This is a genomic window from Acuticoccus yangtzensis (assembly GCF_001927245.1).
Lineage (GTDB): Bacteria > Pseudomonadota > Alphaproteobacteria > Rhizobiales > Amorphaceae > Acuticoccus > Acuticoccus yangtzensis.
Genome location: NZ_MJUX01000003.1, coordinates 104,447 through 118,138, shown reverse-complemented (window position 1 = coordinate 118,138; position 13,692 = coordinate 104,447). Strand labels below are relative to the sequence as shown.

11 protein-coding genes and 1 other RNA gene are annotated in these 13,692 nt (G+C 68.8%); all 12 read right to left on the bottom strand.

Annotation, left to right across the window (positions count from 1 at the left end):
• Positions 1-5: 5 nt before the first annotated feature.
• Positions 6-1,085, bottom strand: coding sequence for an undecaprenyldiphospho-muramoylpentapeptide beta-N-acetylglucosaminyltransferase (gene murG, locus BIX52_RS09750; protein ID WP_075220887.1), 1,080 nt, complete (start codon positions 1,083-1,085; stop codon positions 6-8).
• Positions 1,085-2,233 carry a putative lipid II flippase FtsW gene (ftsW, locus tag BIX52_RS09745; RefSeq protein WP_075220886.1) on the bottom strand — a complete coding sequence of 383 codons (1,149 nt, stop codon included), beginning with the start codon at positions 2,231-2,233 and terminating at the stop codon, positions 1,085-1,087. The genes murG and ftsW overlap by 1 nt, the downstream gene beginning before the upstream one ends.
• The gene (gene murD, locus BIX52_RS09740; RefSeq protein ID WP_075220885.1) at positions 2,233-3,627 is read right to left on the bottom strand and encodes a UDP-N-acetylmuramoyl-L-alanine--D-glutamate ligase; all 1,395 of its coding nucleotides are present in this window, start codon (positions 3,625-3,627) and stop codon (positions 2,233-2,235) included. Before murD ends, ftsW begins: the two co-directional genes overlap by 1 nt.
• A complete protein-coding gene (gene mraY / locus BIX52_RS09735; RefSeq protein ID WP_075220884.1) occupies positions 3,624-4,709 on the bottom strand; it encodes a phospho-N-acetylmuramoyl-pentapeptide-transferase in 1,086 nt (361 codons plus the stop codon). Before mraY ends, murD begins: the two co-directional genes overlap by 4 nt.
• A complete protein-coding gene (locus BIX52_RS09730) occupies positions 4,702-6,078 on the bottom strand; it encodes a UDP-N-acetylmuramoyl-tripeptide--D-alanyl-D-alanine ligase (RefSeq protein ID WP_075220883.1) in 1,377 nt (458 codons plus the stop codon). The genes mraY and BIX52_RS09730 overlap by 8 nt, the downstream gene beginning before the upstream one ends.
• The gene (locus BIX52_RS09725; protein WP_075220882.1) at positions 6,075-7,505 is read right to left on the bottom strand and encodes a UDP-N-acetylmuramoyl-L-alanyl-D-glutamate--2,6-diaminopimelate ligase; all 1,431 of its coding nucleotides are present in this window, start codon (positions 7,503-7,505) and stop codon (positions 6,075-6,077) included. Before BIX52_RS09725 ends, BIX52_RS09730 begins: the two co-directional genes overlap by 4 nt.
• Positions 7,506-7,510: 5 nt before the next feature.
• The gene (locus tag BIX52_RS09720) at positions 7,511-9,187 is read right to left on the bottom strand and encodes a peptidoglycan D,D-transpeptidase FtsI family protein (protein WP_075220881.1); all 1,677 of its coding nucleotides are present in this window, start codon (positions 9,185-9,187) and stop codon (positions 7,511-7,513) included.
• Positions 9,184-9,510, bottom strand: a complete 327-nt coding sequence (gene ftsL / locus BIX52_RS09715) for a cell division protein FtsL (protein ID WP_075220880.1) — start codon at positions 9,508-9,510, stop codon at positions 9,184-9,186. The genes BIX52_RS09720 and ftsL overlap by 4 nt, the downstream gene beginning before the upstream one ends.
• Complete coding sequence (gene rsmH, locus BIX52_RS09710) at positions 9,507-10,544, bottom strand: 16S rRNA (cytosine(1402)-N(4))-methyltransferase RsmH (protein WP_281249195.1); 1,038 nt, start codon at positions 10,542-10,544, stop codon at positions 9,507-9,509. Before rsmH ends, ftsL begins: the two co-directional genes overlap by 4 nt.
• Positions 10,541-11,080: a division/cell wall cluster transcriptional repressor MraZ gene (mraZ, locus tag BIX52_RS09705; RefSeq protein ID WP_075220879.1), complete on the bottom strand. Its 540-nt coding sequence runs from the start codon at positions 11,078-11,080 to the stop codon at positions 10,541-10,543. Before mraZ ends, rsmH begins: the two co-directional genes overlap by 4 nt.
• A gap of 674 nt (positions 11,081-11,754) precedes the next feature.
• Positions 11,755-12,129: RNase P RNA component class A (rnpB, locus tag BIX52_RS09700), an RNA gene on the bottom strand.
• Positions 12,130-12,384: 255 nt separating this feature from the next.
• Positions 12,385-13,560, bottom strand: coding sequence for a pyridoxal phosphate-dependent aminotransferase (locus tag BIX52_RS09695; protein WP_205647790.1), 1,176 nt, complete (start codon positions 13,558-13,560; stop codon positions 12,385-12,387).
• Between the last annotated feature and the right edge of the window lie 132 nt (positions 13,561-13,692).

Sequence of the window (13,692 nt, the reverse complement as noted above, 5' to 3'; positions counted from 1 at the left end):
GGCGATCATGGTCTGTCTCCTGCGGCGATGCGCTCGGCGAGGTCGGCGAGGCGCTCTGCGGCGTCGGGCTTGGCAAGGCCGCGCGCCTTCTCGGCCATCTCGGCCAGGCGTGCGGGGTCGGTGACGAGGGCGGAAAGGTCCGCGGTCAGGCTCTCGGGCGTGATGTCGGCCTGCAGGCGCATCACCGCGCCGCCGAGTGCTTCGAGCGCGGCGGCATTGTGGGCCTGGTCCTGGTCCAGCGCCCCCGGCAGCGGCACCAGAAGGGCGGGCCTGCCGATCACCGACAGCTCCGCCACCGTCGACGCGCCCGAGCGCGCCACGACGAGGTGCGCCGCCGCGATGCGCGCCGGAAGGTCCTTGAAGAACGGCGCCACCTCGGCGGAGACGCCCATCGCCTCGTAGGCGGCCGTCACGCGTGCCGCGTCCTCGGGACGGGCCTGCTGCGTCACGGCAAGGCGCGCCCGCACCTCGGGGGCGAGCGCCGCGATCGCCGGCGGCACCACGTCCGAAAAGACGCGCGCGCCCTGGCTGCCGCCGAAGACGAGAAGCCGCACGGTGCCGTCCGGCGCCGCGAAGGGCGCCACCGCCGCCAGCACCGCCGCGCGCACCGGAATGCCGACATGCGTCACCGACAGCGCAGCCGGAAGGCCTTTCACGTCCGGAAAGCTCGTCGCCACATGGGCGTGGGGCGCCAGCGTCTTGTTCGCCCGGCCGATGACCGCGTTCGCCTCGTGAACGATGGACGGCACCTTGGCCATCCGCGCCGCCGACAAGGGCGGCAAGGTCGGATAGCCGCCGAACCCCACGGCGACGTCCGGCCGCAGCGCCCTGATGAGCCGCGCCGAGGCGAGATAGCCCCGCCCGTTCGCCACCGCCATCCGCGCCACCGCCAGCGGCGACTTCGAGGCGAGCGTGGCCGAGGGCACGAAATGCACCCGCGCCGCGGGGAAGGTGTCCACCAGCGTCTTCGCCCGGTCGTCGGTGACGAGCTCGACCGTGTGGCCGCGCGCCGTCAACACCGCCGCCAGCGCCTCCGCCGGGAACAGATGCCCGCCCGTTCCGCCCGCTGCCAGAAGTGCCCGCATCAGGCGAACGCCTCCGCCACATGGCGCCGCTCGGTGAAGCGCACATGGCCAGGACGACGCCGCGACAGAGCGAGCGCGAATCCCATGCCGATCGCCACCGCCGTCAGCGACGAGCCGCCATAGGAGACGAAGGGAAGCGTCATTCCTTTCGCCGGCATAAGCTGCAAATTAACCGCCATGTTAATGAACGCTTGCCCGCCGAACAGCAGGATGAGACCAGAGAGCGACAGCCGCACGAACTCGTCTTCCTCGCGGAAGGCGCGCGACAGGCCCTTCAGAACGATGGTCGCGAACAGCGCCACGATGACGAGGCACATGACGATGCCGAACTCCTCCGCCGTGACGGCGAAGACGAAGTCCGTATGGCTGTCCGGCAGCGAGCGTTTGACGATGCCTTCACCCGGCCCCGCCCCGAACCACCCGCCGCGCAGGAAGCTCTCGATGGAGCGGTCCACCTGGTAGTTGTCGGCGACGTCGGGGTTGAGGAAGGAATGCACGCGCTGCTGCACGTGGGGCAGGAAGGTGACGGCCGAGACGATACCGCCGACGCCGGCCGCCCCCAGCGCGAACACCCAGCGCCATTGCAGGCCGGCGAGGAAGATCATCGCGCTCCAGGTGATCGACACCAGCATCGCCTGACCGAAGTCAGGCTGCGCCACCAGGGGCGCGATGACGACGGCGAGCAGGAACACCGAGAAGAGCCGCCCCGGCAGATCGTTGCGCTTCGCCCCTTCAGACAGAAGAAACGCGACGATGACGACGAAGGCAGGCTTGATGAACTCGGCCGGCTGCACGGTGAGACCGGCAAAACCGAGCCAGCGCCGCGCGCCCTTCACCTCGTGGCCGATGAACAGCGTCAGGATGATCGCCACCAGCGCCACGGCGAACAGGATCAGCGCCGCGCGCCGGACCTGGCGCGGGGTGAAGAAGGACACCGTGATCAGCGTGATCACCGCCGGCACCGCGAACACGAAGTGGCGGATGACGAAGTGATAGGTGCCGTAGCCGTTGCGTTCGGCCACCGGCGGCGATGCGGCGAAGGAGAGGACCAGCCCCAGCGCGATCAGCCCCAGAAGCGCGAACAGCAGCGTCCTGTCGATGGTCCACCACCAGCGTGCGAAGGCCGTGGTTTCGGCTCTGCTGACCATTAGGCCGTCTCCTTCGACAATCGGGCCCGAACGAGGTCCCGGAACACGTCACCGCGATGCTCGAACGACCGGAACTGGTCGAACGAGGCGCATGCGGGCGAGAGCAGCACAACGCCCCCGCCGGAGGCCGCCGAACGGGCGGCGATGTCGAGCGCGGCATCCATAGTGCGGCACCTGACGGTGGGCATGTGATGCTTCAGCTGGCGCTCGAAGGTCTCGGAGGATTCGCCGATCAGGTAGGCCGCCTTGATGCGCGGCGCGAAGCCGGTCAGGCTCTCGACGCCGCCCGCCTTGGCCACACCGCCGACGATCCAGTGAATGTTGTCGAACGAAGCCAGCGCCTGGCGCGCCGATTCCGCGTTCGTCGCCTTGCTGTCGTTCACGAACAGGACGTCGCCCGCGCGGCCCACCTCTTCCATCCTGTGGGCAAGGCCAGGGAAGGTGGCGAGATGCCGCGCGGCATCCTCCGGCGCGAAGCCGAGCGCTTTCGCCATCGCCAGCGCCGCCGCCGCGTTCTCGCCGTTGTGGCGCCCGCGCAGCGAGGCGATGCCGGTGAGCCGGCCGACCTCGCGCACGCCCCCCGCCTCCACCGCGTAGAGCACCGGGCCGACCGCGCCGACCCCTGCCCCGCCGAGGCGGTGCAGCTCGGTCTCGTTGTCGAACGCGCCGATGCGCAGGACCGGCTTGCCGTGCGCGGCGAAACGGTCGGCCATGGCCGCCGTGGTCTCGTCGTCCACGCCCATCACAGCCTGGCGGCTTCCGGCGATGAGCCGCGCCTTGACCGCCGCATAGCCCTCGAAGGTGCCGTGCCGGTCGATGTGGTCGGGCGAAAGGTTCAGGAGGCACCCGACCTCCGGCGCCAAGCCCGGCGCAAGGTCGATCTGGTACGAAGAACACTCCACGACCGCGGTGCCCGGCACCGGATCCAGATCGAGGACAGGACGGCCGATATTGCCGCCCACCTGTGCCGCCTCGCCCAGTTCGGCCAAGAGGTGTCCGAGAAGCGCCGTGGTCGTGGATTTGCCGTTGGTGCCGGTGATCGCCGCCAGCCGCAGCCCGGCGTTCGCCGCCCGCCTCTCGCCGTCGAACAGCTCCACATCGCCGACCACGGGAATGCCCGCCACGCGCGCCCGCTCCACCGTCCAGTGCGGCGCGGGATGCGTCAGCGGCACGCCCGGCGACAGCACCAGCGCATCGAACCCGGCGAAGTCGGCCACGCGCAGGTCGCCGGTCGGCAGCCCCGCAGCGTCCGCCGCCTCCACCCGCTCACGCTTGTCGTCGTAGCAGATGACCTGCGCGCCACCCGCCGTCAGCGCGTGCGCCGTCGTCAGCCCCGACCCGCCGAGCCCGAACACCGCGACCTTGCGGCCGGCATATGTGGTGACAGGGATCATCTCAGCTTCAACGTCGACAGGCCGACCAGCGCCAGCACGAAGGCGATGATCCAGAAGCGGATGACCACCTGCGGCTCGGTCCAGCCCAGTTGCTCGAAATGGTGGTGAATGGGCGCCATCTTGAAGACGCGCTTACCCGTCAGCTTGAACGAGGCGACCTGGATGATCACCGACACGGCTTCCAGCACGAAGAGGCCGCCGATGATGGCGAGCACGATCTCGTGCTTCGTCGCCACGGCGATGGCGCCGATCATGCCGCCCAGCGCGAGCGAGCCGGTATCGCCCATGAAGATCGCCGCGGGCGGTGCGTTGAACCACAGGAACCCGAGCCCGGCGCCGATGACGGCTCCCGCGACCACCGCGATCTCGCCAACGCCCACCACGTTGTGGATCTGCAGGTAGTCCGCGAACACCGCGTTACCCGACAGGTAGGCGATGACGCCGAACGATCCCGCCGCGATCATCACCGGCACGATGGCGAGACCGTCGAGCCCGTCCGTCAGGTTCACCGCGTTGCCGGAGCCGACGATGACGAAGGCCGCGAACACGGGAAAGAACACGCCGAGGTTGAGGATGAGGCCCTTGAAGAACGGGAACGTTAGCGCCGATTCCAGCGCCGGAGTCTCGAGGTACATCATGATCGTCGCGGCGGATCCGGCGATCAGGAATTCGATGGCGAGACGCACCCGGCCGGAGAAGCCCTTGTGCGAGGCTTTGGAGACCTTGAGGTAGTCGTCGTAGAAGCCGATCGCCCCGAAGCCGAGCGTGACGTAGAGAATCACCCAGACATATTTGTTCGACAGGTCGGCCCACAGGACCGTCGAGATGACGAGGCCCATGAGGATCATCAGCCCGCCCATCGTCGGCGTGCCGCGCTTCGTCAACAGGTGGCTGGCCGGGCCGTCCTCGCGAATCGGCTGGCCTTTTCCCTGGCGAAGTCGCAGCGCGCGGATCATCCGCGGGCCGAAGATGAAGGTGACGAGAAGGCTCGTCACCAGCGCCCCGCCGGTGCGGAACGTGATGTAACGGAAGACGTTCAGCGGCGGGATCTGGTCCGAGAAATTGGATATAAGCTCAAACATTGTTCAGCCCGTAACGCTCCTCGATCGCCTCGACGACAGCGCCCAGGCCGACGGCCTTCGAGCCCTTCACGAGGATCGCATCACCCGGTTCGACCTCCGGAAGCTGGGTCACCAGCTCCGCCGCCGTGGCGGCATGGAGGCCGCGCATCTCGAACGGGAGCGCGTCTCGTAAATGTTTCGTCATCTCTCCGACTGTGTGGACGATTCGCACATCGGCATCGACCAGAAGTGGCGTCAGTCCACGGTGAAGGTCGCTTGCACTCGGACCCAATTCGCGCATGTCACCGAGGATCGCGATTCGCCGCGCCGCAGGGACCCGGCCGAGCGTCGCAATCGCCGCCCCGGTGGAGGACGGGTTGGCGTTGAAGCAATCGTCGAGCATCACCGCTTCGCCGCCCGCGGGCCTCAGACGCACGCGCCGCCCGCGCCCCTTCGGCGCCGACCATTCGCGCAGCGCCTCGGCCCCCGCGTCGACATTCCAGCCGGCGACCGACAGTGCCGCCAGAACGGCGAGCGCGTTGTTGGCCACATGCGGCGCCGGGTCCGCCAGCTCGAAGACGATGGTTTCGCCGAACACGTCCGCCACCGCGGCGCCGTCAGCGTCCAGCGAGGTCAGCGACACGTCGCCGCCGACACCGAAGGTGACGACCTCCGCCCCCATCGCCTCGGCCGCAGCGGCAAGGCGCGCGGTGTGGTCGTTGTCGGCGGGGATGATGGCAACACCGCCCTCCTCCAACCCGGCGAAGATCTCCGCCTTGGCGTCGGCGATCCCGGCCACGGAATCGAAGAATTCCAGATGCACCGCCGCCACGGTGGTGATGATGGCGATCGTCGGCCGCACCATCTTCGTCAGCGGCGTGATCTCGCCCGCGTGGTTCATGCCGATCTCGAAGATCGCCGCGTCCACGTCCGCCGGCATACGCGCCAGCGACAAGGGCACGCCCCAATGGTTGTTGTAGGACGCGGCGGAGGCGTGAACCTCGCCCTCGGCGCTGAAGGCGAGCCGCAGCATCTCCTTGGTGCCGGTCTTGCCGACCGAGCCGGTGATGGCGATCACCGGGGTCGCCGGCTCCAGCCGCGCCCGCGCCGCGACGCCGACGCGCTCCAGCGCCGCCAGAACGTCATCGACGACGATCGCCCGCTCCGCCTCGCCGTGCGAGACGACGGCGGCCGCCGCCCCCGCCGCCAGCGCGTTCGGCACGAAACGATGACCGTCCATCGACACGCCGACGACGGCGAAGAACGCGTCGTTCGGCAAAAGCGTGCGCGTGTCGATGGAGATTCCGGTCACGGGTGAAGCGCGCTCGGCGCCGGTGAGGCGGCCTTGCGCGGCGTCGGCGAGGTCGCCGAGGGTCCAGATCTGTTTCATGACGCAGCGAGCGCCGCCTTCACGGCTGAATGATCGCTGAACGGGATGACGCGGTCGCCCACATATTGCCCCTCCTCGTGGCCCTTTCCGGCCACGATCAGCGTATCGTCGCCCTTCAGCATGGCCACAGCCGCGCGGATCGCCTCGCCGCGGTCGGCGATCTCGATCGCGCCCGGCGCGCCTTCCAGCACCGCTTTCCGGATCAGCGCCGGATCCTCGGACCGCGGGTTGTCGTCGGTGACGATCACCACGTCCGCCGCCTCGGCCGCCGCGCGCCCCATCAACGGGCGCTTGCCCGCATCCCGGTCGCCGCCTGCGCCGATGACGATGACGAGCCGCCCCAACGTCGTACGCCGTAACGCGTCCAACGCGGCGGTAATCGCATCGGGCTTGTGCGCATAGTCCACGAAGACGCGCGCCATGTTCCGGGTGAGGCCGACCAGCTCCAGCCGCCCCGGCGCGCCCTTCAGCGTCCCCAGCGCCTCGACCGCGACCCGCTCCTCGATCCCGCCGACGATGGCGAGCCCCGCCGCCACCAGCGCATTGTCGAGCTGGAAGTCGCCGATCAGCGGCAGGTCGACATGATAGCGCCCCTCCCGCCCGTCGATGGCCGTGCGCCATCCGGTCGACAGCGGCTCGGCGTGGACGATCCGCAGCCCCGTCCCGTTGTCGCCCACGGTGAAGGCGTCCGGGGCGATGGCGAGGACGCGGTCCGCCCCCGGCGCGTCCGGGTCGACGACCACGCGCGCGCCGACCGGCTGGAGCGTCTCGAACAGGCGCAGCTTGGCGGCGAGATAGGCTTCCGGCGTCTCGTGATAATCGAGGTGGTCGCGGCCGATGTTGGTGAAGGCAGCCGCCTGCAGCACCACACCGTCCAGCCGCCGCTGGTCGATGCCGTGGGACGAGGCTTCCATCGCCACGTGAGTCACACCGGCGCGGGCGAGATCCGCGAGTTCGTCCGCCAGCGCCACAGGGTCCGGTGTCGTCAGCCCGCCCGGCACCTCCACCGCGCCACGCACACCCAGCGTGCCGATGGAGACGGCCTCGTGCCCCGCCGCGGCGAAGATCTGGCGTGTGAACTCGGCGACCGAGGTCTTCCCCGCGGTCCCGGTCACGGCGACGATGGTGCCAGGTTGCGGTCCGGCGAGGCGCGCGGCCGTCAGCGCCAGCAAGCGGCGCGGATCGTCCACGGCGATGACCGGCACGCCCGGCCAGCGTTCGCCCGCCGGCGCGCCCGGCGCGGTGACGATCGCCGCAGCGCCCGCCTTCACGGCGTCACCCACGAACGCGAGTCCGTCGACCTTCGCCCCCTTCAGCGCAAAGAAGATCATGCCGGGGCGCACGGCGCGCGAATCCGCCGTCACGCCCGTGACCGCCACGTCCTGCCACATCACCGGCAGGTCGCGCACCAGCTCGCCGAGCCGCATGCGCCCTACTCCTGGTAAGCGACCGTGATCGCCCGTTCGATGGCATCATCGTTGGGGAAGCGCGGCTCCACATGGAGCATCGGCCCCACGCGGCTGATGATGTTGGCGACCGTCGGCGCCGCGTTCCACCCGGCGGTGGCGTAGTGCTTGCCCTCCTCCGGCTTCGGCTCGTCGATCACCACGAGGACGATGTATTGCGGATCGTCCATCGGGAAGGCGGCGAGGTAGGAGTTGAAGCGCTTGTTCTCCGCATAGCGGCCGCCGACGACCTTCTCGGCCGTGCCCGTCTTGCCGCCGACATTGTAGCCCGGCACCAGCGCGCTGCGGCCCGATCCCTCGTTGCCGTTGAGGTAGAAGAGGTCACGCATCTGCTTGGACGTCTGCGGCGAGAGCACCCGGCGCCCGATGCGCATCATCTCCGCCTCGGAGCGCGGGTAGAAGGTCGGGTTCGCGTAGATCCCGCCGTTCACCACAGCGGCCGCGGCCGCCGCAACATGCATCGGCGTCACCGAGATGCCGTGGCCGAACGAGGTCGTCGCCAGCGTGATCTGCGGCCAGCGCGACGGCGTCAGCGGCTTGGCCGCCTCGGGAAGCTCGGTGTCCAGCCGGTCGAGGAAGCCGAAGGCGCGGTAATACTCTTCCACCCGCTGCGCGCCGACCTTCAACGCAATGCGCGCCGAGCCGATGTTGGACGAATATTGGAACACCTCGGCCGCCGTCAAAACGCGGTTCTTGCCGTGGAAGTCGCCGATCGCGTGGCGGCCGATCTGCAGCTTGCCGCGCGCGTCGAGCTGCGAGGCCGGGGTGATCGCGCCAGTGTCGAGCCCCATCGCCAGGGTAAAGGTCTTGAAGACCGAGCCCATTTCGTAGACGCCCGCCATCGCGCGGTTCATACGGATGTCTTCCAGCGCCTGGGCGGGCTCGTTCGGGTCGTAGTCCGGCAGCGAGGTCATCGCCACGACTTCCAGCGTCTTCGCGTCGAGGATGATGCCGATCGCCGCCAGCGCCCGGTAACGCTCGATGGCGCGCGACAGCTCGTCCCGCACCGCATGCTGGACGCGAAGGTCGATCGTCACCTCCACCGGCGACAGGTCGCGCCCCTTGCGCGCCAGCCCCGCCGACTGCAGCGCCGACAATCCGCCCCCATCGATGGTCTTCTCGAGGCCCGCGATGCCCGCATTGTCGATGTTCACGTGGCCGACGATGTGCCCCACCGTCGAGCCGCCCGGATAGAAACGCTTCGTCTCGGTCAGGAAGCCGATGCCGGGGATGCCGAGATTGTGGATCGCCTCGCGCTTCAGGCCCGACACCTCGCGCTGCAGCCAGATGAAACCGCGGTCGGTCGACAGGTCGCGGCGCAGCTTCACCGGGTCGAGCTCGGGAAGCTCGCGGGTCAGAAGCTCCACCGCCTCGTCCACGTCGACGATGTTGCGCGGCTCGGCATAGAGGGAGGCGGTGGCAAGGTCGGTCGCCAGCACCTCGCCGTTGCGGTCGATGATGTCGGGACGGGCGGCCTGCACGTCGTCCTGCGGCGACCCGGCATAGAAGGCGCCGGCGACCGCGGGCGCCGAGGCGAGGAGGACGAGGCGCCCGGAGATGACGCCGAAGATCGCAACACAGGCGACCAGCAGAAGGCCGATGCGTCCGCGCGCGCCTTCGTTGCGTACCGTGTTGCGCCTCATTTCTCGCCCTCCTTGCGCTTCTGCCTCATGGCCGCCACCACTTCACGCACCTGTGCGATCTGCCGGCCCTCGATCGGGGCGAGACGCAGGACTCCCGCATGCCGGTCCACCAGGGCCTGCAGACGTCGCGGATTGTCGAGTGCGCCCCACTCGGCTCTAAGTTCGCTGATTCTCTGCCGTTCCGCGGCAATCTTTCGATTGAGTTCACGGATTGCGAAGGCGTCGCGCTCGGCGTCCTTCTTCATCATGAAGACCGAACCCGCGCTGACGGTGGCGACCGAGACGGCCAGCACCAGCGCCGCAAAGCGAACCGGACGCTTCATGAATAGACCCCCCTCAGCCGGACATGCGGGACGAGGTCCGTCAGATCGGCGGACCGGGCCGGCGCGTCGGTGCGTGTGGCGGCGCGCAACTTGGCCGAGCGCGCGCGCGGATTGATCTTGGCCTCGGCGTCGGACGCTGCGAGCGCCCGCTTGGCCGAGGCGACGAAGGTGGCCGGCGCGACATCCGCCACCGGCATGTGGCGCGATCCGCCGGCCGTTCCCGACCGCTCGGCCAGGAAGCGCTTCACGATGCGGTCCTCCAGCGAGTGGAAGGCCACCACCACAAGGCGGCCGCCCTGCCGCAGGATCGCCTCGGCGGCGATCAGCGCGCGGCCGAGTTCGCCGAGCTCATCGTTGACGGCGATGCGCAGCGCCTGAAAGGTGCGCGTCGCCGGGTGGATACCCGGCCCCGCCTTCAGCGCCCGCTCGCAAATCGCCGTCAGCTCGGCCGTGGTCGCCAGCGGCCGCGCGGCGACGATGGCTCGCGCGACACGCCCGGCGTGGCGCTCCTCGCCGAAGGTGCGCAGGAGGTGGGCGAGGTCGCTGACCTCGGCGTGGTTGCAGATGTCGGCCGCCGTCGGCCCATCCCCGCCCATGCGCATGTCGAGCGGGCCGTCGAAGCGGAAGGAGAAGCCGCGCTCGGCCTGGTCGAGCTGGAAGGAGGAGACGCCGATGTCCAGCACCACGCCGTCCACCTTGTCGTGACCGAGCGCGGCGACGTGGGCGTCCATCGCCCCGAAGGTCCCTTCCACCATGGTGAAGGCGGGGTCCGTCATCGCCCGGCCGCGCGCCACGGCGGACGGGTCGCGGTCGATGCCGATGACATGGGCGCCCGTCTCCAGGATGGCGCGGGTATAGCCGCCGCCGCCGAAGGTGCCGTCGACGATGGTCTCGCCCGGCTGCGGCGCCAGCTCGGCCATCACCTCGGCCAGCATCACCGGGACGTGGCGGCCTTCCGCCTGTACCGTGCCTTCGGCCTGTGCCGTGGTGGCTTCGGGGGCACCTGTCCCGTCGGTGTGGTCGGGCGCGCTCACAGCTCGCCGTCCCCGCCGGTCTCGCGGCGGCGCGCGCCCATCATCTCGGTCAGCGACAGGCCGCGTCCGGCGCCGCCTTCGCCGCGCCCGTTGCGCTGCCCGCCGCGGCGCATGACCTCGAGCGCACGCGCCTGGGCTTCCTGGCGGTGCGTCTCATAAGCATCGGGATTCCAGATCTGGAATTTATAATTCATGCCAACAAACGTGACCTCTTTGTCGATGCCGGCATGGGCGCGGATGGTATCGGTGAAGACGACGCGGCCTTCACTGTCGATGCGCAGCTGTTCGGATGCGCCGTAAAAGGTCATCGCCAGGGCTTCGTGCTCGTCCGTCATCGGATCGAAATCAGCAAGGCGGGATTCGAGGACGTTCAACAACTGAAAACCTCCCGCATCGACAGTTGGAGCACTCATCGAACGGAAGCAATAAAGCCCCTCGTAACCATCACGGACCAAGATCGAGCGAAAGGGCGCGGGGATGGAGACCCGCCCTTTGGCGTCGAGCTTGTTCGTGTAGTTCGAGACGAACCGCGCCACCCCAGCTCCCGCGCTGGGCGGCGAGTGACCGCCCGTGGAATCCCCCCGCACGCTCCGTAACGGGATGATTTGGGATACCATGGGCTCACATGGGCGTCAACGAATCGATTTACCAAACCGGTTGGATTTGACGGACACGGACCCCCTGTGCCCCATCGGCAACAAGGGCACAAACTCCGCGGTTTTTCTGGGAAAATTGGAACATATGGGGATCATCGCCGAGCCCCTGGGACGGGACTTCGGCCTGCTCAGATCGGTTAACAGGCCCGGAAATTGCGCGGCAGTGCGCACCTGCGGCCGCAGCCCCACGCCAGCCCATCGCAAGACCGGCACACCACGGGCGACGGATCAGGCGCAACGCCGCGGAAGAGCGCCTCGGACGACGCCGCGCGGCGGGCCATCGCGCGGCTCCCCACGCTGCGCCGCCCCTCGCCCACGCGATCCCATGGGCCACACCCATGCCATCCCACGATCGGACCATGGCGCCCCCTGCCCGCCGGAGCATGGCCCGTTCCCGGCCAGACCAGCGCGCCGCGCGGTGAGACAATCGGATCGCAACTCGCGGCGCCGGAATGCTCGTCGTTCAGGCCGGCGCGCGCACCGCAATGCCTCCCGTCCGCTGACAGACGCGGGAGAGTGCTACGCTGGAGCGCGATGCGAACCGGGAAAGAGGAAATGCCAGCCGGTCTATAAGCCGGGTTCTGTATGGCGAGGGCGGACCCCCCGCGTGACGACCATTCATCTGGGACGCCCGTCGCCGGACGCCTCATGCGACCCACCCGGACGGTTATGGCCGGAAACGCGCCACCATCCCTATGCGGTCTTGCTCCCGGCGGGGTTTGCCGTGCCGGCGACGTTGCCGCCGCCGCGGTGGGCTCTTACCCCACCGTTTCACCCTTACCCGCGCGAACGCGGGCGGTCTGATTTCTGTGGCACTTTCCCTGGGGTCACCCCCGCCGGACGTTATCCGGCGCCGTGTTTCCGTGGAGCCCGGACTTTCCTCCCCGGCGGCCTTTCGACCCTGCCGGAGCGGCCGTCCGACCGGCTGGCCCGCGCTCTATGACCCGCCGCCGCACCAAACGCAATCCACTCCGCCGACCCGCCACCAACCGGCGCCGGATTGCCAAAGGAAAAAGGGGTCCGACCCGAAGGCCGAACCCCAGTTGAGGGAGGAGCGACACCACTGTCGCACAAATCATGCCGCACGGGGATAACTGGCAGACGAAATTCGTCGCCCTATGCAAGCCCGGTTCAAGGTCTGGTGGACAACCCGCAGAGATTCGCCCCGCAGGCCGCCCCGCGACTTACCCTAAAGTCTCAAGATAATTGACGATTCTGCTCATGGCCTCGCGCAGACTGTCGCTGCTGCGCAAAAAGCACACCCGGACATAACCTTCGCCATTCTCCCCGAAGGCGGTGCCCGGCGCCGTCCCCACCTGCGCCTTGTCGATCAGGTCGATCGCCGCTTGCCGCGATGATTCCAGCCCGTCTACCTTGAAGAAGGCGTAGAAGGCCCCGTCCGGCGGCGCGAAGGTCACCCGGTTCCGCCCCGCCAGCGCCTCGGCCACGATGTCCCGCCCCTCGCGCGCCCGCTCGATCATCGAGCGCACGAACCAGTCTCCCTCGGTGATCGCCGCGATGCCCGCGCGCTGCATGAACACCGCCGTGCCCGACGTCGAATATTGAATGAGGTTCTCCAGCGTCTGCTTCAGCGCCAGAGGGGCGTGGATCCAGCCCATGCGCCACCCCGTCATCGCCCAGTTCTTCGAGAAGGTGCCGACCCACAAGATGCGGTCGTCCGGCTCGGCGATGTCGAGGAAGGACGGCGCCCGCGACGCACCGGTCCAGATGAAGCGCGAATAGATCTCGTCGGCGATGATCCAGAGCTCGTTCGCCCGCGCGAAGGCCAGAATCGCCTCCATCTCCTCGCGCGTCGCCGTCCACCCGGTCGGATTGGCCGGGGAGTTGACGAAGATCGCCCGCGTCTGCGGCGTCATCGCCTTCTCCAGCATCTCCACCGTCAGCACCCAGCGGCCGGCGTCTTCTGCCATCGGCACAATGACAGGGTTGGCGCCGATCACCGTCGACGCGCCGGCCGCGTTCGGCCACGACGGCGTCGGGATGAGGATGTCCTCGCCCGCCCCCACGGTCATCGCCACGCAGAGCTGAATCGCCTGCATGCCGGACCCGGTGACGAAGAAGGTGTCCGGATCGAACGGCCGTCCGAACTGCTCTTCGTAGTAGCCGGCGATCGCCTCGCGCAACTCAGGTATGCCGCGCGAGTGGGTGTAGAAGGTCTCGCCGTCATAGAGCGCCTTGGCCGCGGCCTCGGCGATGAAACGCGGCGTCGGCAGGTCGCCCTCGCCCGCCCACAGCGGGATGGTGCCCGGCACCTGCCGCCCGTGATTGGCCGTCGAAATGATGCCGGAGATGGGCGTGCGCTGCGCCGCCGACCGGACCGAAGCCAAAAGATCGCCCATAAGCGCTCCATATTGTGAGGTGAAAGACGTCATGGCCGACGCCGCGCCTTCGTGCGCGGGCAGTGCCATGCGTTTCCTGGGGCGTCAAACAGTTGTTCAGCGAGCTTTCATATCCGAGGCGCGAAGGTGCCG